The 22,132-nt window shown below is 64.8% G+C and carries 13 protein-coding genes and 1 riboswitch; of the genes, 1 reads left to right on the top strand and 12 read right to left on the bottom strand.

The window, feature by feature from the left end:
- Window positions 1–66: 66 nt before the first annotated feature.
- A riboswitch (TPP riboswitch) is annotated at window positions 67–165 on the top strand.
- A gap of 54 nt (window positions 166–219) precedes the next feature.
- Window positions 220–2,373 (top strand): TonB-dependent siderophore receptor, encoded by a 2,154-nt coding sequence (locus RUGAMON1_RS01245; RefSeq protein WP_445228791.1) that lies wholly within the window; start codon window positions 220–222, stop codon window positions 2,371–2,373.
- A 91-nt stretch (window positions 2,374–2,464) separates the two neighbouring features.
- Here the strand turns inward: RUGAMON1_RS01245 and RUGAMON1_RS01240 are convergent, their stop codons facing one another.
- The 12 genes from RUGAMON1_RS01240 to RUGAMON1_RS01185 all read right to left on the bottom strand — a co-directional run bounded on the left by RUGAMON1_RS01240 (window position 2,465) and on the right by RUGAMON1_RS01185 (window position 22,021).
- The gene (locus RUGAMON1_RS01240) at window positions 2,465–3,190 is read right to left on the bottom strand and encodes a hypothetical protein (RefSeq protein WP_445228790.1); all 726 of its coding nucleotides are present in this window, start codon (window positions 3,188–3,190) and stop codon (window positions 2,465–2,467) included.
- Window positions 3,187–3,711, bottom strand: a complete 525-nt coding sequence (locus RUGAMON1_RS01235) for an AAA family ATPase (RefSeq protein ID WP_445228789.1) — start codon at window positions 3,709–3,711, stop codon at window positions 3,187–3,189. Before RUGAMON1_RS01235 ends, RUGAMON1_RS01240 begins: the two co-directional genes overlap by 4 nt.
- Window positions 3,708–4,355: a nicotinamide riboside transporter PnuC gene (gene pnuC / locus RUGAMON1_RS01230; RefSeq protein ID WP_445228788.1), complete on the bottom strand. Its 648-nt coding sequence runs from the start codon at window positions 4,353–4,355 to the stop codon at window positions 3,708–3,710. The genes RUGAMON1_RS01235 and pnuC overlap by 4 nt, the downstream gene beginning before the upstream one ends.
- Entirely contained in the window at window positions 4,355–6,496 is a 2,142-nt protein-coding gene (locus tag RUGAMON1_RS01225; RefSeq protein WP_445228787.1) for a S46 family peptidase, read from the bottom strand. Before RUGAMON1_RS01225 ends, pnuC begins: the two co-directional genes overlap by 1 nt.
- 40 nt (window positions 6,497–6,536) lie before the next feature.
- Window positions 6,537–7,271: a CPBP family intramembrane glutamic endopeptidase gene (locus RUGAMON1_RS01220; protein ID WP_445228786.1), complete on the bottom strand. Its 735-nt coding sequence runs from the start codon at window positions 7,269–7,271 to the stop codon at window positions 6,537–6,539.
- Window positions 7,272–7,680: 409 nt separating this feature from the next.
- Window positions 7,681–8,361, bottom strand: a complete 681-nt coding sequence (locus RUGAMON1_RS01215) for a hypothetical protein (RefSeq protein WP_445228785.1) — start codon at window positions 8,359–8,361, stop codon at window positions 7,681–7,683.
- Window positions 8,362–8,379: 18 nt separating this feature from the next.
- Window positions 8,380–10,125, bottom strand: coding sequence for a sensor histidine kinase (locus RUGAMON1_RS01210; RefSeq protein WP_445228784.1), 1,746 nt, complete (start codon window positions 10,123–10,125; stop codon window positions 8,380–8,382).
- A 7-nt stretch (window positions 10,126–10,132) separates the two neighbouring features.
- Window positions 10,133–12,712 (bottom strand): chemotaxis protein CheB, encoded by a 2,580-nt coding sequence (locus RUGAMON1_RS01205; protein ID WP_445228783.1) that lies wholly within the window; start codon window positions 12,710–12,712, stop codon window positions 10,133–10,135.
- A gap of 138 nt (window positions 12,713–12,850) precedes the next feature.
- On the bottom strand, window positions 12,851–14,278 hold the full coding sequence (locus tag RUGAMON1_RS01200) for an efflux transporter outer membrane subunit (protein ID WP_445228782.1): 1,428 nt from the start codon (window positions 14,276–14,278) through the stop codon (window positions 12,851–12,853).
- On the bottom strand, window positions 14,275–17,574 hold the full coding sequence (locus tag RUGAMON1_RS01195; RefSeq protein ID WP_445228781.1) for an efflux RND transporter permease subunit: 3,300 nt from the start codon (window positions 17,572–17,574) through the stop codon (window positions 14,275–14,277). The genes RUGAMON1_RS01200 and RUGAMON1_RS01195 overlap by 4 nt, the downstream gene beginning before the upstream one ends.
- Window positions 17,571–20,678 carry an efflux RND transporter permease subunit gene (locus tag RUGAMON1_RS01190; protein WP_445228780.1) on the bottom strand — a complete coding sequence of 1,036 codons (3,108 nt, stop codon included), beginning with the start codon at window positions 20,676–20,678 and terminating at the stop codon, window positions 17,571–17,573. Before RUGAMON1_RS01190 ends, RUGAMON1_RS01195 begins: the two co-directional genes overlap by 4 nt.
- Window positions 20,678–22,021 carry an efflux RND transporter periplasmic adaptor subunit gene (locus tag RUGAMON1_RS01185; RefSeq protein ID WP_445228779.1) on the bottom strand — a complete coding sequence of 448 codons (1,344 nt, stop codon included), beginning with the start codon at window positions 22,019–22,021 and terminating at the stop codon, window positions 20,678–20,680. The genes RUGAMON1_RS01190 and RUGAMON1_RS01185 overlap by 1 nt, the downstream gene beginning before the upstream one ends.
- Window positions 22,022–22,132 lie beyond the last annotated feature (111 nt).

Below are 22,132 nucleotides of genomic sequence, written 5' to 3'. Positions count from 1 at the left end.
GGCGCAAAACGCAAGTGTAGCGGCGCGGCGCGGATCGCGGCGCACGGCACCGCATGTGCTACACTAGCGCCTCGCTAGGGGTCCTGGAGCTTTGCTTCCGGGTGAGAGATACCCTTCGTACCTGATCTGGATAATGCCAGCGAAGGAAAGCGCAAAGTGGTTCTCCCCTCCTTTGATGGCTCTCCTCGCGGCTCCCAGCCGAACACGTAGAGAGTCCATATGTCCACACCAAAATTTGCAGTTTCCGTCATCGCCCTGGCGGTGTTACAGGCTTTTCCTGGCGCCGCCGTCGCTGCCTCCTCCGCCGCCGAGCAAGCCATGCCCGAAGTGGTGATCACCGGCGCCAAGGCGCAGGCCAGCCGCGCCAGCGTGGCCGGCTTCTCCAGCGCGCCGCTGCTGGAAACCCCGGCCTCGGTCAGCGTGCTAACCGCGCAGCAGATGCTGGACCTGCAAATCCGCTCCACCACCGACGCCGCCCGCTACGACGCCAGCATCGGCGATTCCTACAACGCGGTCGGTTACTCGGAACAGTTCTCGATCCGCGGCTTCAAGCTGGACAACGCCTCCAGCTACCGCAAGGACGGCATGGCCATCTCGGCCGACACCCAGATTCCGCTGGAAAACAAGGAGCGCCTGGAAGTGCTGAAAGGCCTGTCCGGCCTGCAATCGGGCGTCTCGGCGCCGGGCGGCATCGTCAACTACGTCACCAAACGCCCGACCGATACGCCGGTGCGCACGGTGGTGCTGGAAGAACGCGAACGCGGCACGCTGTACGGCGCCGTCGACCTGGGCGGCCGCTTCGAGGACCAGCGCTTCGGCTACCGCTTCAACGCCGCCGCCGAGCGCCTGCGTTCCTACATCAAGGGCGCCGACGGCAACCGCAAGTTCGTCTCGGCCGCCTTCGACTGGAAGATCTCGCCGCAGGCGCTGCTGCAAGTGGACGCCGACTACCAGAAGAAATCGCAAGTGACCGCGCCCGGCTTCCAGCTGCTGAACAACACAACGCTGCCGAACATCCCGGCCGACACCATGCTCAACAACCAGCCGTGGAGTCGTCCGGTCGAGACCACCAGCAGCAATATCGGCGCCCGCTTCGAATACAAGTTCACGCCCGACTGGAGCACCACCGTCAGCGCCAACCAGCACCAGTTCAAGCGTGACGACTACACCGCCTTCCCTTACGGCTGCGGCGCGCAAGGCCTGTACCCCGGCTACTGCGGCAACGGCGACTACGACGTCTACGACTACGTCAGCCTGGGCGAGAAGAAATCGCCGCTGACCGTGCAGGCGCTGGTGCAGGGCAAGTTCAGCACCGGCTCGCTCAAGCATGAGTTCACCGGCGGCGCATCGCTGTTCAAGAACAGCGAGAAATGGGGCGATTACCTGTACACCCAGGCCGGCCCGAAAGGCGACGCGTTCAGCAACATCTATCACCCGATCATGGTGGCGCCGAACGGCGGCACCAGCGGCCCGGTTTCCGAACGCCGCAGCGACAACGAACGCGCCTTGTTCGCGCAGGACATCCTGAGCATCAACGAGCAGCTCAAGCTGCACGCCGGCGCGCGCTATGTGCAGGTCAAGCGCGTCGAATATGTCGGCAAGGACGAAAATGACGTTCTGCTGCCGGACGCCCGCACCGACGTCGGCTTCTGGCTGCCGAATGTGGCGCTGGTGTACAGCCTGCGTCCCAACGTCTCGGTCTACACCTCGTATGCGCAGGGCCTGGAGCATGGCGGCCTCGCGCCGATCGGCACCAAGAACCCCGGCCGCGCAATGGCGCCGGGCAAATCGAAGCAGGCCGAAGTGGGCGTCAAGGCCGACGTCCATCCCGACCTGAGCGCCAGCGTGGCCCTGTTCGAGATCCGCAAAGGCCTCGAATACACCGACGCCCAGAACTACTTCGTACGCAACGGCCAGGCCCGCCATCGCGGACTGGAAATCGCGCTGAACGGCCGCGCCTCGCGTGAACTGACGGTGGGCGTATCGGCCATGGCGCTGAACTCGCAGCAGCGCGACACCGGCTCGGCGGAACTGGACGGCAAGCGCGTGGCCGACGTCCCGGCCTTCAAGTCGACCGTCTACGCCGACTACGCGGTGCCGCAAGTGGCCGGCCTGTCGGTCAGCGCGAACTGGATCTACTCGGGCAAGAAGGCGTTCGACAAGGCGAACCAGGTGTTCGTGCCGAGCTACCACGTGATGAACCTGGGCGGCGCCTACGCCACCCGCATCGGCGGCGTCCAAACCACGCTGCGCGCCAGCATCGACAACGCCTTCGACAAGTTCTACTGGCGCGACGTCACGCCGGAACTGGGCGGTTACCTGATGCCGGGCGCCTCGCGCACCTTCCGCGTGTCGGCCCAGATGGACTTTTAACCCCGCATCCCTGAGCGATATGCCAGCCGCGCCGCATAGGGGTCAGACCCCGGACGGGGTCTGACCCCATTGGCCTTGTGGGGTAAAAGACCTAAAAGACCAGCTGCACGCGCATCGAAAAACTCTTCGCTGCGCGTGCCGAATTCCTGCCGATCAGGTAAGCGAATTCGTACTTGATCTCCTGCCGGCCGATATCGCGGTGCCCGAACACCGCCGGCCCGGCGCGGTGCGACTGCTGCCGGTATGGCAGCCAGTCGTTCCACTTCCCCACTTCGCCGAAAGCCTGCACGCCGGGCTGCAGCCACGGCTTCCAGTTATGTTTGACTTGCAGCTGGTAGGTCAGCTCCATCGGATGCTCGCCACCGCCTGGCGCCACGCCATAGTCGCGCTGGAAGAACAGGTTGGCGTTGAACTGCGTGCGGCCGATTTCCGTTTGCAGCACCGGGCCCCATTCAAGCGCGTAGCCGCCGGCGTTGTCGCGCGCCTTTTCCACTTTGGTGTGCAGCGCCAGGTCGAAGTCGTACTGACCTTGTGTCAGCAGGTAATCGTTCTGCCAGGCCGTCTCCACCCAGTGGCTTGCGCCGCCGTTGAATTTGGTCCATTTGGCGTACACCTCGCTGTACCAGCGCGACGTGACGCCGTAGCCGACGCCGATTTCCGGCGCCGCCACGGTAAAGCCCTTGTAGTGGGCGTTCCAGTATTTGTAATCGATGGATGCCTGGCCTTCCACGTCGTAGGTGGAGACCAGGTAGTAGCCGGTATCGGCCAACGCCAGCGGGGACACGCACATCAATATCGCCGCCAGCCGTTGCTTCATGGTAGATGCCGCTCCACTTGGGATAGTCGCTCGCCGGGATCGCCCGACACCAGCAGATAGGGTATCCCACGCGCCGCCAGCTCGTCCAGCAGCATGCGGTTGATGATGACGCTCACTTCTTCGGATTCACGCTGCAAGCCGTCGGCCACCCAGGGGATGTCCGGCGCCATCACCAGCGTGCAGGCATAGTCCTGCTGGTGGCTGGCCGCCAGCGCGGCCAACTGGTCGTCGATGCCGCCGAAATAATGGCGGCCGTAGACCACTGTCATCAGCGGTGCGGTGTCGCAAAAAAGATACTTGTTGGCGCGCGGCGCGGCCGCATTCTCGCGGTCGCGCTGCGTCTCGGCGATGTGGAACTGGTCCGCCGCCACCGGTATCCTGGCCTCGGTGTCGACGAACTCGCGCAGATACTCCGGCACCCACAGCGTTTGATAGTGCTCGGCCAACGCGGCCGCCAGCGTCGATTTGCCGGACGATGTGGTGCCCAGTATCGCCACCCGCAGCGGCGCGCGCGCGCTCATTCCAGCGCCATGCGGCCGTTGCCGCCGTCAGTGGTGTCATGGCTCCAGGCACGCAGGCCGATCACCGCCATGCCTACGAATACCGCGTACAGCACCGCCGTCAGCACCAGGTGCTTGTGCAGGTACAGCGCCACGTACAGCACGTCGACGATGATCCACACATGCCAGTTCTCGACCTTTTTACGCGACAGCAGCAGCTGCCCGACCAGGCTGCCGGCGGTCAGGAAACCATCGGAGTTGGGCACGTCGGTATCGGTATAGGTTTTGAGGAACCAGGCCAACAGCGCGAAGCCGGCCAGCCAGCCGCCTGCGGCCCACCAGCGGCCGCGCGCGTCCAGCGTGGAGACGGGCAGCCGCTCGTGACTGTCGTCGCCGTGCAGCCACTGGTACCAGCCGAAGAACGACACGGCGATGAACACCAGTTGCAACCCCATGTCGCCATACAGCCGCGATCCGAAGAACACCAGCCCGTAGGTGGCCGACGAGATGATGGCGAACAGCCAGCCCCAATGGCTCTGGCGGATGTTCAGCCACACCGTGGCCACCGACAAAACGAAGGACACCAGTTCCAGCGGGGACGTGGCCACGCCTGCCAGGTGCCACGGCATGTTCAGGTACCCCAATAGAACCGATAGCTCGTTCATTATTTTTTCTTGGCCGGATACTTGATGGTCAGCTCTTTGAGCACGTTATCAGCATGGTCCACTTCGGCCATCACCCACAGCATATAGCGGATATCCATGTGGATGGCGCGGGTGATGGCGGTGTCGAAGTACCAGTCCTTGGTGATGGACTCGTAGGTCGAATCGAAATTCAGGCCGATCAACTCGCCGTTCTTGTTCATCACCGCCGAGCCGGAATTGCCGCCGGTGGTGTCGGCGCTGGTCAGGAAATCGACCGGCACCGTGCCCAGCACAGGATCCATGAACTGGCCGTAGCGCTTGGCCTTGATCGCATCGAGCAGCTTTTGCGGCGCGTTGAACGGGTCCTTGCCGGTGTTCTTCTCGACGATGCCCTCGACCGTGGTGAACGGGCCCTTGGTGATGCCGTCCTTCGGCGAGTAAGGCGACACCGTGCCGTAGGTCACGCGCAGCGTCGAATTCGCATCAGGATAGACCGGCTTGCCCTGCGACTTCTTCCATGCGATCACGGCCTGCATGTATTGCGGGATCACGCGTTCCAGGTTGCCGTCCAGTTCCTTGCGGCGTTCGATCAACGACTGCGTCACGCCGTCCAGCTTGACGGCCAGGTGCAGGAAGGCGTCGTCCGACGCGGCCAGCGCGGCGGCGTCCTTGCCCACCCACGCCAGGCGCTTGGCGGTATCGCCCAGCGACGACTTGAGATACAGGGCCGGCACCGTCTCGACGGCCGGCAGCAACGCATCCATGCCGAGGACGTGCATGGACTTCGGCAGCTTGGCGTAGCGCTGCAAGGCGGCCACCTGGCGCGCCTGGTCGACGCTCCCCACATACGACTGCTCCAGGCGGTTCAGGCGGGCCTTGATGAAGGTCAGGTCGCGCTCCTGGTAACCGGTTTCGCGTTCCGCGTCCGGCTTGGCGCTTTCGCGCGCCAGGCGGTACAGGGTGTTCGCGCTCTTCAGCAGATCGCCGGTGGTGGCGACGCTGTAGCCGAATTCCTCGTCGCTCAGCGCCAGGTCGGCGGCGATCACCGCATCCAGTTCGGCCAGCAGGGTTTTCGATACGCCCGGCTGCTTGGCGTACCAGGCGCGGAACTGCGCATCCTGCGCGTCCTTGATGGCGGCAATGTCCTTGCGCGCAAAGCCGTCCAGCAGGCCCTGGGTTTTCTTCATCACGTTGTTCATGCCCTTGTCGACGCTGGCGTAACGCACGGCGGCGGCGGCATTGCCCTTGGTGGCGGCGGCGATCACGTCCAGGTCGGCCTGGATCTCGGCCACCTTGGCCGGATAGGCGGAGTCGCGCGCGGCGCGGATTTCCGACGGCAGCTTGTAGCGGCTGGTGCGGCCAGGATAGCCGGCCAGCAGCACCGGGTCGCCGTTTTTCAGGCCGGCGGCGGAGACCACCAGGAAGTCCTTGGAGTGGTAAGGCACGTTGTCCGGCGACGGATCGGCCGGGCGGCCGTCCTTGCCCACGTAGGCGCGCAGGAAGGAGTAGTCGCCGCCCTGGCGTGGCCATTCGTAGTTGTCGATGTCGCCGCCGAAGTTACCGATCATGTCGGCCGGCGCGTACACCAGCCGCACGTCGCGTATCATCATCTGGCGGATGCGGTAGTACTCCAGGCCGCGGTGGAAGGCCGGCACCGAGCAGCGATAGAACTTGTCGCTCTCGCATTCGGCGATCAGCGCCTTGATCGATTTTTCCACGGCCTCGTGGCGCTGCTTGCCGCTCATGGTGTCGCTCACGCCCTTGAGCACGCGGTCGGTGACGTTTTCGACCTTGTCGGTCACATAGACCAGCGTGTTCGGGCCGCCCGGCAGCTCTTCGGCGCGGGTCTTGGCCAGGTAGCCGTCGACGATGTAATTGTGTTCAGGGGTGGCGTTGCGCTGGATCGCGCCATATGCGCAATGGTGATTGGTCACCACCAGGCCGGCGTCCGACACGAACGACGCCGAGCAGCCGCCCAGCGAAACGATGGCGCTCATCGGATGCTTGGACAGATCGGACAATTTCTCTGCCGGGATGGTGATGCCGATGCGCTTCAATTCGGATTTCAGCTGTGGCAGCTGGTACGGCTGCCATTGACCTTCGTCGGCCTGGGCCGCAGCGGCGCCCATCAGGGCCACCGGAAGTACTAGATATTTTAACAAGATATACACCCCAGTTTGAGTTCTGGCGGCAGTATATTCCTTATGGGGAAAGCTGAAAATGCTTTTGTTCGGAGGGCCCCAACTTACGCGCGCTATAGAACATCGTTATCGGCACAGCTGCGTGCAGCACCATCAGCCACCACAAACTACCTGTCAACGCATATCCAATTGTGAACGCAAAGGCTACAACGATAGAGGCAAAGAATTGCTTGAAGTTCTTAAAACCGTGTCCGGCCCCATAAGACATAGCGGCCAGTGCGATTGCGAGCGGCAATCCGGTGAGGGGCGTGAGCACAAGCAGCAAATAGCCCCGGAATAACAGTTCCCAAGTCGCGGTCATGCCGACCATGGTCACGAAGTACGCCGCGATTTCAATGCGCGTCTGTGGCATTGAAATCTGCAACTCTCGTAGTTTGTCCTCTTGCTTGAGGCGATCTTCCGGAGTCATTTTGGATTCCGCCCGCTTGCCCAGAACATGCATCACCGCAATGAGAACGGTAACGATCACCAGCCCCCAAGTCCCGCCAGGCGACAGCGGAATATCCAAGCCAAGCTGATTGGCAGAGTAATTTCCCGACCACTTCACCAGCATAAACGCAGCGAGGAGTACCAGAACAAAACACCCCTGCCGCCAGTAGCTCTGTAAATTGGGCAGTTTTGGCTTGGGCGGCGTCGTGGATAAACTGCGCCAAATGCTATCGACAGGAAAATACACCAGCAAGTACAAAGTGAAAATGATGTCAGGGATAGAGTGATTTAAAAATTGCAGTGTCATTCCTGTTGGGCCGATCAAAACAAGGTAATAAAATATCGACGAAACTCGGGGTCGGTTCCCGTACCGAAGGCGGCTGAAACGGCAGAATACTCATTGCAATGCTTCAAATTTTTCTTTTACAAGCGGCAGAAATCGCTCGGCGACGAACCATCGAGTAAATCCACAAGCTCCGCAGACAACGACCCGGTATTTAGCGCCATGCAGACCGCCTATCGGGAGTAGCTCACCGGGAGCGACTTCCTTCGAGAAATGCTCGTGATTGCCACATTCCGTACACGATTTCGCTACCGACATTGTTATCTCTCCACAGTAATCAGGGCTGCCAATTTGACAAGATAACATATTCCAAGCCCGCTCGGATTTGAGGGCACATCGAATAAACCCGCCGTCCTCGCCAACGCGGAAACGGTTAGTAAAACTCTCCAATTTCGACCAGCCTTCCGCGCAGCGCCGCACTGATCGCGGCGACAAATTCGCGGGAGGGAAGAGCTTGCACCTTTTCGCTAAACGCAGGGAGGTCCTTGCCAAAGGTCAGCAGGAGCGCACCTCGCCAGAAACCAAGGCAGGAGTCCCATGCGACACTCGACTTGGCGCGATCCTCTATGTGTGCAACTACGACCGGAGGCGAGCTTGCGCCCTCGGACGGGAAGGACGCTGCAAACAGGCTGTCATTAAAATCCACATCCTCCCCTTCAATCGGCACACCATTGGCCAGAGGTGGCGACACAAGCTCGAAATAGACGCTGTCCGAACTCCATTGCACCCGGAAGTCGTCTCCAATGACCAACGTCGCTCTCATCAGGTAACGGTCATCCGATGCCATATCGGCAAACAAAGAAGGCCCCGCGACAACCTCTATCGCTGCTCCGGTTGCGCCAGGATAGACAACGGCGACTCCCGGGCCCGGCGAAGCCGCACTGTTCGAACTGCCACCCCGCTTTTCTTGAGACACCGAGAAGTCTATCGTGTGCCCTGCCCCGTCTATGAGCGACCAGTCGCGCAATACCGCTTCGACTCTGGCCGCTGTGTCGCTTTGGGGACGCCAGTCTGCGTCGTCCACCACCATAAAATGTCTATATTCAACACCCATACGCATAAGCTCCAAACTTTAAACAGGCAGCACAAAGTCCATCGTCAGCGTGCAGCCGCGCCCCGGCGCGTACTGGCCGATATCGAGCCGGCCGCCCAGCGATTCCACGCGCTGCGCCATGCCTAGCAAACCGAAGGAGTCGCTCTTGTCGCGGTGATGCGGCGCGATACCGACGCCGTTGTCGCTGACGCTGAACACCAGGCGGCCGTCGCGCCGCGCCAGCAGCACCTCGACCCGGCTGGCGCCCGCATGGCGCCGCACATTGCTCAGCGCCTCCTGCAAACTGCGGAACAGCACAATCTCCATCTCCGGCGCGATCGCGGCAAACACCGCGTCGTCCGGCAGCGTCAGCGCGCAGGCCAGGCCGCTGCGCTTGCGGAACTCGCCCACCTGCCATTCCAGCGCCGCCTGCAAGCCCAGGTCCAGCACCGCCGGCCGCAGCTCGTTCATGATCCCGCGCACGCTGCTGATGGTGGTGTCGACGTTCTCCAGCACCGCGTCGACCCGCTGGTGCAGGCGCGCGTGGCGCTCGCTGGTGCGGGCGCTGAGCATGGAGATATCGATGCGCAGCGCCATCAGGTTTTGTCCCAGCTCGTCGTGGATGTCACGCGCGATGCGGGTACGTTCGTTTTCCTTGACCATCTCCATGTGCTCGGCCAGCTTGCGCAACTGCTCGCGCGATTCGTGCAGTGCCGCCTCGGTGCGTTTGCGCTCCACCACTTCCAGCATCAGCTGGCGATTGGCCTCGGTCAGTTCGGCGGTGCGCGCCGCCACCCGCGCATCGAGCTCGCGCGACAGTTTCAGCAACGCCGCCTCGGCCTGCTGGCGCGCCGTGACGTCGGAGAACACGCCGATGAAATGGCTGATCGAACCATCATCATCGCGCACCACCGTCAGCGACATCGAGGCCACATACGGCGTGCCGTCGCGTCGCCGGTTGTACACCTCGCCCTGCCATTTGCCGTAGCTGCGCAGGCAGCGCAGCGCCTCCGCGTGATAGCCGACCGGGTGGGCGCCGGGGCGGCCCAGGAAGCGCGGATTGCGGCCCAGCGCCTCCTCCACCGCGTAGCCGGTCAGCATGGTGAAGGCGGGATTGACGAACACGATGTTCTGCCCGGCGTCGCACACCAGCACCGCCTCGTTGATGCTGTCGAGTACCTGAAAGGCGCGCCGCCGCGCATCCTCGCGCACATCCTCGGTGCCGATGTCGGTCAGGATCATGCGGCAGGAGCGCCCCGCCGCATCCATATTGGCTTCGATGCGGACCTGGCGCAGTCCGCGCATGGCGCCGCGCGTGTACGAATCGAACAGCGGCGCCTCCAGCACGCCGCGCCCGCCGCTGTCGATCAGGTCGAGCAGGAAGCCGCGCAACAGCGCCTGCGATTGCGGCGCCACGAACTGCTCGAAGCGCCGGCCCGGCAAATCGCCCTGCGGGCGCGCCAGCAGCACGGCGGCGGCCTGGTTGGCGCGCGTGATGCGGCCGTCGGCATCGAGCGACAAGTAGCCGGCCGGCGCCTGGTCGTACAGCGCGGCGTAGCTGTCGCGGCCCTCCTCGGCCTGGTCGCGCTCGATCTGCAGCTCGGCCAGCGCCAGGTTCTGCATATCCAGCTCAATCTGGCTGACCTGGAGCTCATGCCAGCGCTTGAGCTCATCGCTGCCGGCGCCGTCGGCCGGCGGCTTCACTTTCGGCAGCGCCGCCACCGTCAGTTCGGCGATCTCACGCAACTGGACAGGATCGAGTTCGGGGCGCTGGCGCTTTTTCATGCTGGACCTATCCTTTCTGCATCGATCGCAGCTGAGCCTCCAGCTGTTTCGATTCGGTGATGTTGATGAAGGTGACTACGACGCCGTCGATCACATTGTCCACGGTCCGGTAAGGCATGATGCGCACCGTGTACCAGCCGCCGCCATTGGTCGGCACCTGGCGCTCGCGAAACACCAGCGTGCGCAACACCTCGCGCGCGTCGGCCTCCAGTTCGGGGTACTGCAAATCGTTGACGATATCGCTCAGCGGGCGGTGCATATCGCTCGGTATCAGCCGGTATATCTGCTTGCTCTGGTCCGTGAAGCGGCGGATGCGCAGTTCACCGTCGAGGAAGATGGTGGCGATGTCGGTGCTGTTGAGCAGATTCTTCATGTCGCCGTTCACCACCGACAAGTCGTCGACCTTCGATTGCAGCTCGGCGTTGACGGTGTACAGCTCCTCGTTCAGCGACTGCATCTCCTCCTTGGAGGTGGTCAGCTCCTCGTTGGTCGATTGCAGCTCCTCGTTGGTCGACTGAAGCTCTTCGTTGGCCGACTTGAGCTCCTCGCGCGAGGCCTGCATCTCGGCGCGCACCGCCTGGATCTCCAGCCGCGCCTGCGCCAGCTGCTGCTCCAGTTCCAGCACCTGCGGATTGCTCGAGCGGGTGCGGCGCTTTTTCGGTGGCAGCGGCGCGCTGGTCAGCGTCAGCATGATGGTGCCGGCCAGCGGGCCGTTGTCGGGCATAGGCTCGGCCGTCAGGTCCAGCGCCTGCGAGGGCTTGCCTGCGTCGTCGTTCTGGACCAGGCCGCGCACGGCGATCTGGCCTTCGCCCTGCGCCGCGCGCGTGAGCAGGTCGGCCAGCTCGTGCCGCAGGGTCTCGCGCGCCATCGCATGGATGTTCCAGTTGGCCTTGCCGGCGGCCGGTTCCAGATAGGCCCCGGTGCGGCCATGGATGTACAGGATGTCACCATGGGCGTTGAGCAGCACGGCGGCCGGCGTATGCTTCTTGAGCAGCTGCTGTTCGACCTGGAGTTGGAGATTACCGTTCATGGATGATGGTTGGGATTCACTGGCAGTGGGAAGCGACACGCTGTTGACGCGGGTCGGAAAATAGTTGGCGACACGGTGCACCGAGGCGTCCAGGCGCCGATAGATGCGGCCCGCGCTGGTGGTCGGCGCGAACAGCTCATGAAAATTGCCGGGCGTGTCGGCGCTGCCCAGCATCAGCAGTCCCTCGGGTTTCAGCGCATAGTGGAACAGCGGGATCAACTGCTCCTGCAGCTTGGCCGTGAAATAAATCAGCAGATTGCGACAGCACAGTATATCGAGCTTGGTGAACGGCGGGTCGGAAATGATGTTCTGGCGCGCAAAGATGATGGTGTTGCGCACATCCTTGCGGACGCGGTAGCCGCCCTTCTCGGCCGGCATGAAGTAGCGCCGCAGCAGATCCGGCGACACTTCCGCCTCGATCCCCGCGCCAAACACACCCTGGCGCGCGCGGTCGATGGCGTCGTCATCGAGATCGGTGGCGAAGATCTGCAGCGTGTAGTGCGCCGTCGGCCGCAGCCGCTCCAGCACCTCGTTGAAGGCGATCGCCAGCGAATACGCCTCTTCGCCGGTCGAGCAGGCCGGCACCCAGGCCTTGAAGGTGGCGCCGTCCGGATGCGCTTCCAGCAGCTGCGGCAAGGCAGTCGCCATCAAGTAGTCCCACACCCTGGGGTCGCGGAAGAAGTTGGTCACGCCGATCAGCAGTTCCTTGAACAGCAGTTCGACCTCGGCCGGATTGGCGCGCAGGAAGACGACGTAGTCGGCCAGCGTCTGGCGCTGGCGCACCTTCATCCTGCGCTCGATGCGGCGCAGCACGGTGCTCAGCTTGTAGTCCGAAAAATTGGCGCCGGTCTGCTTGAGCAGCACCTGGAACAGCTGCCGTAGCGCGTCGCGCTGGACGATCGCCTGGGTCAGCAGGCTGGTTTCGTGGCTGCTCCACCAGCCGGCGATGTGGGCCGCCATCTCGCCCGGCAGCATCACGACGTCGACCACGCCGGCGCCGATGGCGCTGAGCGGCATCGGATCGAAGCGCGCCGAAGAAGGCCGCTGCGCCAGCGTCAGGCCGCCGGCCTCGCGCACCGCGGTCATGCCCAGTGTGCCGTCGGAGCCCATGCCGGAAAATACCACGGCCACCGCATGTTCGCGGCTGCGCGCAGCCAGCGCCTTGAAAAAGCTATCGATCGGGAAGCGGTGGCCACGCTCGCCGAAAGCCGGCAGCACGGCGAAATTGGCGCCGTCGAATCCGAGGTCGCGGCCGGGCGGGATCACATACACATGGTCGGCTTCGACCGCCATGCCGTCCTCGATCTCGTGCACCGGCATGCGCGTGACCCGTTGCAGCAGCTCCGGCAGCATGGCCTTGTGGGTAGGATCGAGGTGCTGCACGACGACATAGGCGAAGCCGCTGGCCGGCGGCACGCTGACCAGGAATTCGCAGATCGGATCGAGACCGCCCGCCGACGCGCCGATGCCCACCACCGGCACCAGGCCGAGGGAGGACTTCGCCGTCGGGATATCGATGGCGGCGACAGCGGCTGCATGAGCGGTTTGTTTCGTCATTGTGGCTTGGCGACCGCCGGAACAACCCTGCACCGGCGGTCAGGCGTCTCGGAAAAGTGGCAATTGTTGACATCTTGCCAGATGATTATACAAACACCGCGCCCAAAAACCAAACTGTGTCGCCCGCGCTACACCGCTTTATTCGCTAGCAGCATGCCAGCCGCCGCCCAGCGACTGGATCAGCGCCACCGCCGTGGTCTGGCGGTCGGCCTGCGATTGCACCAGCGCGCGGCGCGCCGCCAGCGCGGTGTTCTGCGCGGTTACCACGTCGCTGTAACCAACCTGGCCGGCACGGTAGCGGTTGAGCATCTGCGCCTCGACCTGGTCGGCCGCCTCGGAGGCGATCTTGCGCAAGTCCTGCTGCTGGGCCAGCGCGCGGGTCGCGGCCAGCTGGTTCTCGACGTCGGCAAAGGCGCTCAGCACCGTCTGGCGGTATTGGGCGATGGCGGCGTCGCGCGCGGCCTCGGCGCCGCTGACGCGGGCCCTGGTGGCGCCGGCGTCGAACAGCGTCTGCGCCGCCGACAAGCCCAGCGACCACAGGTTGTTGGAGGCGTTGAACAAGCCGCCGGTGGAGCTGGAACCGTAACCGAAGGAGCCGGTCAGGTTCAGGCTCGGGAAGTAGGCGCTGCGGGCCACACCGATCTGCTCATTGGCGGCGGCCACGCGGCGCTCGGCGGCGGCGATGTCCGGACGGCGCTGCAACAGCGTCGACGGCACGCCGGTCGGCACGTCGGGCACCACCACCGTCCACGGCGCCGGCGGCAGCGTGAAATCGCTGGCGGCCTTGCCCAGCAGGACCGCGATCGCATGCTCCAGCGTGGCGCGCTGGCGGCCCAGCGTCACCTGGTCGATGCGGGCGTTGGCCAGCTGGGTTTGCGCCTGCAGCAGGTCGGACTTGGCGGCGATGCCGGCGTCGAAGCGGTTCTGCGTGATCTGAAGCACGCGCGCGTAGCCTTCGGTGGTGGCGTCCAGCAGCGCCTTCTGGGCGTCGGTCTGGCGCAACGAGAAGTAGTTGGTGGCCAGCTCACCCTGCGCCGACAGGCGCGCGGCGGCCAGTTCGGCGGCGCTGGCCTGCATGCCGGCCTTGGCGTTGCTGGCGCCGGCGCGCAGCTTGCCCCAGACGTCCGGCTCCCAGCTGCCGCCGATGTTGGCACGGTACTGGTTGCCGGTGGGCGTGTCGCCTCCCCCGCCGGAGCGGTTGGCGCTGCCGTTCAGCGTCGCCGACGGGAACAGCGAGGCGCGCTGCTGCTCGACCAGCGCCCGGGCCTGCGCGTAGTTGGCGACGGCGGCGGCCACGTTCTGGTTCGAGACTTCGATGCTGTCGGCCATCTGGTTCAGCAGCGGATCGCCGAACAGCTGCCACCAAGGGCCGCGTTCCAGCGTGTCGGCCGGCGCGGCGGCGGTCCAGCCGGCGGCGACCTTCTCGGCCTCGCTGGCGGTTTCCTTGTAGGCCGACGGCTGCGGCGTGGACGGCAGCTGGTATGCCGGGCCGACCGCGCAGCCGCTGGCCAGCAGCACCGCCATGGCGATCAGGGAGTAACGGAAGGTTGGTGCGTAGTTGTTCATGGTGTGCTTGGCGCTTCGCTGTGGATGCGGCTTAAATGTTGTTCGGACGCGCCGCGGCGGCGCAGCTTGTCCATCAGGATGTAGACCACCGGTGTGGTCAGCAGCGTCAATACCTGGCTGGCAATCAGACCGCCGATGATGGCCACGCCCAGCGGCTGACGCAGCTCGGAACCTTCGCCGAAGCCGATCGCCAGCGGCAGCGCGCCCAGCGCGGCGGCCAGCGTCGTCATCAGGATCGGGCGGAAGCGCAGCAGGCACGCTTCGCGCACCGCCTGCAACGGCGTCAGGCCGCGCGAGCGTTCCGCCTCCAGCGCGAAGTCGATGATCAGGATGGCGTTCTTCTTGACGATGCCGATCAGCAGGAAGATGCCGATCAGCGAAATGGTCGAGAACTCCATCTTGAAGATCAGTAGCGCCAGTACCGCGCCCACGCCCGCCGACGGCAGCGTGGTCAGCACGGTGATCGGGTGCACCAGGCTTTCATACAGGATGCCGAGCACGATGTAGATCACCACGATGGCGGCCAGGATCAGCAGCGGCAGCGACTTGTTGCTGTCCTGCGCGGCCTTGGCCGAACCCTGGAAGCTGCCGCGCACATTGTTCGGCATGCCGATTTCCGCTTCGGCAGCCTTGATCTGCTCCGCCGCATCGGACAGGCTGGTACCCGGTTGCAGGTTGAAGGCGATGGTGGTCGCCAGTTCGCCGTCCTGGTGATTGATCGAGGTCGGCGCCGAGCTTTCGGCGAAGCTGGCCAGCGCCGACAGCGGCACCATGGTGGTGGCCTTGGTGCTCAGCGCGGAGCCGGACGACGCATCCTTGACCGCCGGCGCGGCCACGTTGGCCGGGGTGGCGCTGGTGGTGCTAGTGCTGCTGCTCGTGCTGGTTCCGGCACCGCCGGTGGCAGCCACCGTCACCGCCACCGGTGCGCCGTTAGGATTGCTGGCGCTCGGCGCAGGCAATCCTTTCGACGGCACATACACATCGTTCAGCGCCTCCGGGCTCTTGGCAAACTCGCGCGGCACTTCCATGATGACTTGATACTGGTTCAGCTCCGAGTAAATGGTCGCCACCTGACGCTGGCCGAAGCTGTTGTACAGGGCGTTGTCCACGTCGCGCGCCGACAGGCCGAGGCGCGAGGCGCTGTTCTTGTCGATGGTGACGAAGGTCTCGACGCCGTTGTCCGCCTGGTCGGTGTCGACGTCGGTCAGCGCTTTCTGGCCCTTCATCGCATCGGCCAGACGGCTGGCCCACTTCTTCAAGTCGACCTGGTTGTCGCTCTTGAGCGTGTACTGGTAGTTCGAATTGGCCTGGCGTCCGCCGGCCCGCAGATCCTGCACGGGACTCAGGAACAGGCTCACGCCGGTCACCCTGGCAAGCTTGGGACGCAGGCGCGCGATCACCGCCTGCCCGGCCACGGTGCGCTGGTTGGCCGGCTTCAAGTTGATGAACATGAAGCCGCCGCCGGCGCGACGGCCGCCGGTAAAGCCGACCACCGTGGCGACATCGGGATCGTCCTTGATGATGTTGACCAGCTGTTTCAGCTTGCCCTGCATGGCCTGGAACGAGATGCTCTGGTCGGCGCGGATGCCGCCGTTGATCTGGCCCGTGTCCTGCTGCGGGAAGCCGCCCTTCGGTATCGCCGCGAACAGGTAGAAGTTCAGGCCGATCACGAACACAAGGCTCAGCATCACCAGCCAGACGCTCGACAGCGCCCAGTCCAGGCTATGCTCGTAACCCTTGAGGATGAAGTCGAAACCGCGCTCGAAGAAGCGGGCGATACGGCCCGGCGGCTTGGCGTGGACATGGCCGGGCTTGAGCAGCCAGGCGCACATCATCGGCGTGGTGGTCAGCGAGATCACCAGCGAAATCATCACCGCCGCCGACAGCGTGACGGCGAATTCCTTGAACAGCGCGCCGAACTGGCCGCCCATGAACAGCAGCGGAATAAACACGGCGATCAACGACAGGCTGATCGACAGCACGGTGAAGCCCACCTCGCGCGCGCCCAGCAGCGCCGCCTCGAAGCGGTCCATGCCGGCCTCGATATGGCGGGTGGTATTTTCCAGCACCACGATGGCGTCGTCGACGACGAAGCCGGTGGCCACCGTCAGCGCCATCAGCGACAGGTTGTTCAGGCTGAAACCCAGCAAATACATGGCGCCGAAGGTGCCCAGCAGCGAGACGATGGTGGCCACCGCCGGCACGATGGTGGCGCGCACGTTGCGCAGGAAGGCGCTCACCACCAGCACCACCAGCAGGATGGAGATGATCAGCGTGATCTCGATCTCGTGCAGCGACGAGCGGATCGAATTGGTGCTGTCGCTGGCGACGTCGATCTTGACGTCCGATGGCAACTGCGCCTGCAACAGCGGCAGCTGCGCGCGCACGCTGTTGACGGTTTCGATGACGTTGGCGCCGGCCTGCGAGCGCAGGATGACGATGATCGCCGGCTTGCCGTTGAACAGGCCGAGGTTGTTGTTGTCTTCGACGCCGTCGATCACCTGAGCCACGTCCTGCAAGCGGATCGCGGTGTCGTTGCGCCAGCCGACCACCAGGTTGCGGTAGTCGGCGGCGGAGCGCCCGCCGCTGGCGTTGGCCGACACGGAATAGATCTGCAAACGGCGGCCGTTGCCCTGCAAGGCGCCGCGCGGACGGTTGGCGTTGGTGGCCTGGATCGCCGCGCGCACGTCTTCCGCCGACAGGCCGTAGCGGTTCAATGCATATGGATTCAGTTCGACCCGCACCGCCGGCAGCGAGCTGCCGCCCAGTTCCACGTCGCCCACGCCGGTCACCTGCGACAGGCGTTGCAGCACGGTGTTGGAGACAGCGTCGAATATCTGCCCCGGCGTGCGGGTGTCCGACGTCAGCGCCAGGATCATCACCGGAATGCCGGAGGTATTGGCCTTGCGGTAGGTCGGGTTGCTGCGCAGCGTGGCCGGCAGGTCGACGCGGCTGGCGTTGATCGCCGCCTGCACCTCGCGCGCGACCGAGTCGACGTTGCGGTTCAAGTCAAACTGCAAGGTCACGCTGGACGAACCAGTATTCGATTGCGACGTCATCTCGTTGACGCCGGCGATCACGCCCAGGTGGCGCTCCAGCGGCGTGGAGACGCTGGTGGCCATGGTGGATGGACTGGCGCCCGGCAGATTGGCGTTGACCGAGATGACAGGGAAATCCACCTGCGGCAGCGGCGCCACCGGCAGCACGAAGAACGCACCGATGCCGGCCAACGCCAGGCCACACGTCAACAGGACGGTGGCGATCGGCCGCTTGACGAAGGGTGACGACAGATTCACAGCGCGCCACCTTCAACTTGCGCTGGCGGGTTTCCCATCCTGCGTCGGACCCGGCGCGCCAGGCTGTCGAAGCCCAGGTAAATCACCGGCGTGGTGAACAGCGTCAGCATCTGGCTGACGATCAATCCGCCGAAGATGGCCAAGCCCAAGGGACGACGCAGTTCGGCGCCCTCGCCCCAACCCAGCATCAGCGGCACGGCGGCGAACAGCGCGGCCAGCGTCGTCATCAAAATCGGGCGAAAACGCAGCAGCGCGGCCTGGTGGATCGCCTCGCGCGGCGGCTTGCCCTGCTCGCGCTCCGCCTCGATGGCGAAGTCGATCATCATGATGGCGTTCTTCTTGACGATACCGATCAAGAGGATGATGCCGATGATGCCGATCACACCCAGGTCCTGGCCGCTGACCAGCAGCGCCAGCAAGGCGCCGACGCCGGCCGACGGCAGCGTCGACAAAATCGTCAGCGGATGGATGTAGCTCTCATACAGCACGCCCAGCACGATGTAGACGCAGATCACGGCGGCCAGGATCAGCCACAGTTGATTCGACAGCGAGGCCTGGTAGGCGCCGGACGCGCCGAGGAAGGTCAGCGTGACCGAGGCCGGGAACTTGATCTCGGCGGCGGCCTGCTTGATGGAGTCCACCGCCGTGCCCAGCGAAACGCCGGGCGCCGTGTCGAAGCCCAGCGTGGTGGCCGGATACTGCGCCACGTGGGTCACCTGCAACGGCGCGGCGCGCTCGCTGATGGTGGCCACCGCCGACAGCGGCGTGGCCTTGCCGGAGCCGGTGCGGATCTGCAGGTTGCCCAGGTCGGCCGGGGTGGTGATGTCGTCGCGGCGCGCTTCCAGGATCACGCGGTACTGATTGGTCTCGGTGAAGATGGTCGAGACGATGCGCTGGCCGAAGGCGCTGTACAAGGCGTCGTCGATGGAGGCGGCGGTGATCGACATGCGCGAGGCGCTGTCGCGGTCCACGCTGACGTAGGCGGCGTTGGCGCTGGCGCCGACGTCCGACACCACGTTGCGCAGCTCGTGCTTGGTGCGCATCTGCTCCGCCAGCTTGGTCGCCCACTGGTTGACGGTGGCGTTGTCCGCGCCTTCGATCGACACGCGGAACTGGGTCGGGCCGGATTCGGCGTCGATGGTCAAGTCCTGGGTCGGTTGCAGGTACAAGGTCAGGCCGGGGATCTGCGCCACGCGCTGGCGCAGGCGGTCCATGGTTTCCTGCTGGCTGCCGGTGCGCTGGTGCTTCAGGTTGATCAGCATGCTGCCGGTGTGGAGCATGGTGTTGTTGGCGGCGTCCACACCGACCACGGAGCTGAGCGTGCCGACGTCCGGATCTTCCAGGATCAGGCGCGCGGCCTGCTGCTGCAGGTCCGCCATCTTGGCGTAGGAAACGGCCTTGCCGGTTTCCAGGCGCGCTTGCAGCTGGCCGGTGTCCTGGGTCGGGAACAGGCCTTTCGGGATCACCACGTACAGCAGCACCGTCAGCGCCATCGTGCCCAATGCGACCAGCAGCGTCAGGCCGGCATGGTTCAGCACCCAGGTCAGCGAACGGTCGTAGTGGTTGATCACCCAGTCGAAGAACTGCTGGAAGCGGCGGGCGAAGCGGCTCGGCTTTTCCTCGGCGTGGCTCTTCAGCCAGCGCGCCGACATCATCGGCACCAGCGTCAGCGACACCACGGCGGAAATCAGGATGGTGATCGCCAGCGAGATCGCGAATTCGCGGAACAGGCGGCCCACCACGTCGCCCATGAACAGCAGCGGGATCAGCACAGCGATCAGCGACACCGTCAGCGAGATGATGGTGAAACCGATCTGCTTGGCGCCCTTGAGCGCTGCCGCCATCGGCGTTTCGCCCTCTTCGATGTAGCGGGCGATGTTCTCGATCATGACGATCGCATCGTCGACCACGAAGCCGGTGGCGATGGTCAGCGCCATCAGCGACAGGTTGTTCAGGCTATAGCCGAGCAAATACATCACGCCGCAGGTGCCGATCAGCGAAATCGGCACCGACAGGCTGGCGATCACGGTGGCGCGCAGGCTATGCAGGAAGGCGAAGATCACCAGCACCACCAGCACCACGGCCAGCAGCAGCTCCATCTCCACGTGTTCGACCGAGGCGCGGATGCCGGTGGTGCGGTCGCTCAGCACCTCGACCTTCATCGCGCCCGGCAGGCCGGCTTGCAGTTCCGGCAGGCGGGCCTTGATCGCATCGACGGTGGCGATGACGTTGGCGCCAGGCTGGCGCTGCACGTTGAGGATGATGGCTTTCTTGTTGCCGGACCATGCGCCCAGTTCGACGTTTTCGGCGCTGTCCTTGACGGTGGCGACATCGGCCAGGCGCACCGGGGCGCCGTTCTTGTAGGCCAGGATCAGGTCCTTGTAATCCTTGGCGGTCACCAACTGGTCGTTGGCGTTGATGCTGTAGGCGCGGGTCGGGCCGTCGAAGCTGCCCTTGGCGCCGTTGGCGTTGGCGGCGGTGATCGCGGTGCGCAGCGTGTCCAGCCCCAGGCCGTAGGACGCCAGCGCGTTGGTGTCGGCCTGGATGCGCACGGCGGGACGCTGGCCGCCGCTGAGCGTGACCAGGCCTACGCCGGAGACCTGGCTGATCTTCAGCGCCAGGCGGGTGTTGACCACGTTCTGCACTTCGGTCAGCGGCATCGTGTCCGAGGTGATGGCCAGCGTCAGCACCGGCGCGTCGGCCGGGTTGACCTTGGCGTACACCGGCGGCGCCGGCAAGTCGGTCGGCAGCAGCGAGGCGCCGGCGTTGATCGCGGCCTGCACTTCCTGCTCGGCGACGTCCAGCGTCTGGCCCAGGCCGAACTGCAAGGTGATGATGGAGACGCCGGCGGCGCTGGTGGAACTCATGCGCTGCAAGCCGGCCATCTGGCCGAACTGGCGTTCCAGCGGCGCGGTCACGGTCTGGCCCATCACTTCGGGGCTGCCGCCGGGGTACAGCGTCTGCACCTGGATGGTGGGGAAGTCAACCTGCGGCAGCGCGGACAGCGGCAGGAACTTGAAGCCGACGATGCCGGCCAGGACGATCGCCAGCATCAGCAGCGATGTCGCTACCGGCCGCTGGATGAATGGTGCTGATGGACTCATTATTGTGCCGCGCCCTGTTCTTTGCGACGATGACGGCGTTCACCTTCCGCCGGAGCGGAGGCGGAAGCGCCATCGGCCGCCGCAGCGCCGTCGCGTTTACCCTTGCCGCCGGCGCCCGGCAACGTAACCTTGGCGCCTTCCTTCAGGCGGTCACCGCCCTCGGTGATGACCTGCTCGCCCACTTGCAGGCCGCTGGCGATCTGCACTTTGTCGACCGTGGCCTGGCCGCGCGTGACCGGACGGACGGTGACGGTCTTGTCTTCCTTGAGCACGTAGACGAAATCGCCGCTGGCGCCGTGGCGCACCGCCGTCACCGGCACCATGACCGCGTCCTTGATGGTGCGCAGTTCCAGCCGCACGTTGACGAACTGGCTCGGGAACAGCGTCGACTTGGCGTTGGCGAAGCGCGCCTTGGCCTTGACGGTGCCGGTCTGCACGTCGACCTGGTTGTCCATGGCGGCAAACTTGCCGTTGTCCAGCGCATTGGTGCGGGTGCGGTCCAGCGCGATAGCCGGCAGCTGCGCGCCACCGTTCACCTGCTGCATCACCATCGGCACGCTGTCCTGCGGGATCGAGAATTCCACGTCGATAGGCGACAGCTGGGTAATCACGGCAAGGCCGTTGGCGTCACCGGAACCCACCAGATTACCGATATCGACCACGCGCAAGCCCACCCGGCCGGTGATCGGCGCGATCACTTTGGTGTAGCCCAGATTCAGCTTGGCCGTGCCTTCCTGCGCGCGGTCGGTCATGACCGTGCCTTCCAGCTGCTTGACCAGCGCCGCCTGCGTATCGACGTCCTGGCGGGCGATCGAGTCCTGGCCCAGCAGCGTGCGATAGCGGTTCAACGTCAGCTTGGCGTTTTCCAGCTGCGCCTCGTCGCGCTGGCGTTGGCCGGAAGCCTGCAACAACGCCATTTCGAACTGGCGCGGATCGATCTGCGCCAGCACCTGCCCGGCCTTGACCATCTGGCCTTCCTTGAACAGCACCTGCTGCAGGATGCCCGACACTTGCGGACGCACGGTGGTGGTGGCCGCGGCGGTCACCGTGCCCAGCGCCTCCAGCGTGACCGGGATGTCCGCCTTGTCGGCCGTTGCCACGCCTACCGTGGTGGCCGGGCCGCCGCGTCGGCCGCCAGCGCCGCCGGGGCCGCCCGGACCGGGAGGACCGCCTGCGCCTGGCGCACCCGGTGCGCCGGTGCCTGGCGCCTGGTGCGTCAGGTACCACGCCAGGCCGCCCAACCCCGCCATGGCGGCGACGGCGATGACGCTGCCGACGACCTTGGAACGACGACTGCGCTGCGGTGGGGTGGCGTTCAAACTCGGCTTGGCTTGCGATTCCATCTTGGTCCTTTTTTATGCGTGCGTGTCCATGGCAAATACACCACGGCGATCAATGCGTGGACTCTAGCACACGCACCCTGCCGCTGTCAGTCGCGGCCCCCCGGAGGTTAC

The organism is Duganella rhizosphaerae (assembly GCF_040364205.1).
GTDB lineage: Bacteria > Pseudomonadota > Gammaproteobacteria > Burkholderiales > Burkholderiaceae_D > Rugamonas > Rugamonas rhizosphaerae.
This window is presented reverse-complemented; position numbering and strand designations above follow the sequence as displayed.

Bases quoted from the DNA above. Each gene is read 5' to 3' on its own strand.
- RUGAMON1_RS01245 (WP_445228791.1), top strand. From the start codon at position 220: ATGTCCACACCAAAATTTGCAGTTTCCGTCATCGCCCTGGCGGTGTTA.
- RUGAMON1_RS01240 (WP_445228790.1), bottom strand. From the start codon at position 3,190: ATGAAGCAACGGCTGGCGGCGATATTGATGTGCGTGTCCCCGCTGGCG.
- RUGAMON1_RS01235 (WP_445228789.1), bottom strand. From the start codon at position 3,711: ATGAGCGCGCGCGCGCCGCTGCGGGTGGCGATACTGGGCACCACATCG.
- pnuC (WP_445228788.1), bottom strand. From the start codon at position 4,355: ATGAACGAGCTATCGGTTCTATTGGGGTACCTGAACATGCCGTGGCAC.
- RUGAMON1_RS01220 (WP_445228786.1), bottom strand. From the start codon at position 7,271: ATGACACTGCAATTTTTAAATCACTCTATCCCTGACATCATTTTCACT.
- RUGAMON1_RS01215 (WP_445228785.1), bottom strand. From the start codon at position 8,361: ATGGGTGTTGAATATAGACATTTTATGGTGGTGGACGACGCAGACTGG.
- RUGAMON1_RS01210 (WP_445228784.1), bottom strand. From the start codon at position 10,125: ATGAAAAAGCGCCAGCGCCCCGAACTCGATCCTGTCCAGTTGCGTGAG.
- RUGAMON1_RS01205 (WP_445228783.1), bottom strand. From the start codon at position 12,712: ATGACGAAACAAACCGCTCATGCAGCCGCTGTCGCCGCCATCGATATC.
- RUGAMON1_RS01200 (WP_445228782.1), bottom strand. From the start codon at position 14,278: ATGAACAACTACGCACCAACCTTCCGTTACTCCCTGATCGCCATGGCG.
- RUGAMON1_RS01190 (WP_445228780.1), bottom strand. From the start codon at position 20,678: ATGAGTCCATCAGCACCATTCATCCAGCGGCCGGTAGCGACATCGCTG.
- RUGAMON1_RS01185 (WP_445228779.1), bottom strand. From the start codon at position 22,021: ATGGAATCGCAAGCCAAGCCGAGTTTGAACGCCACCCCACCGCAGCGC.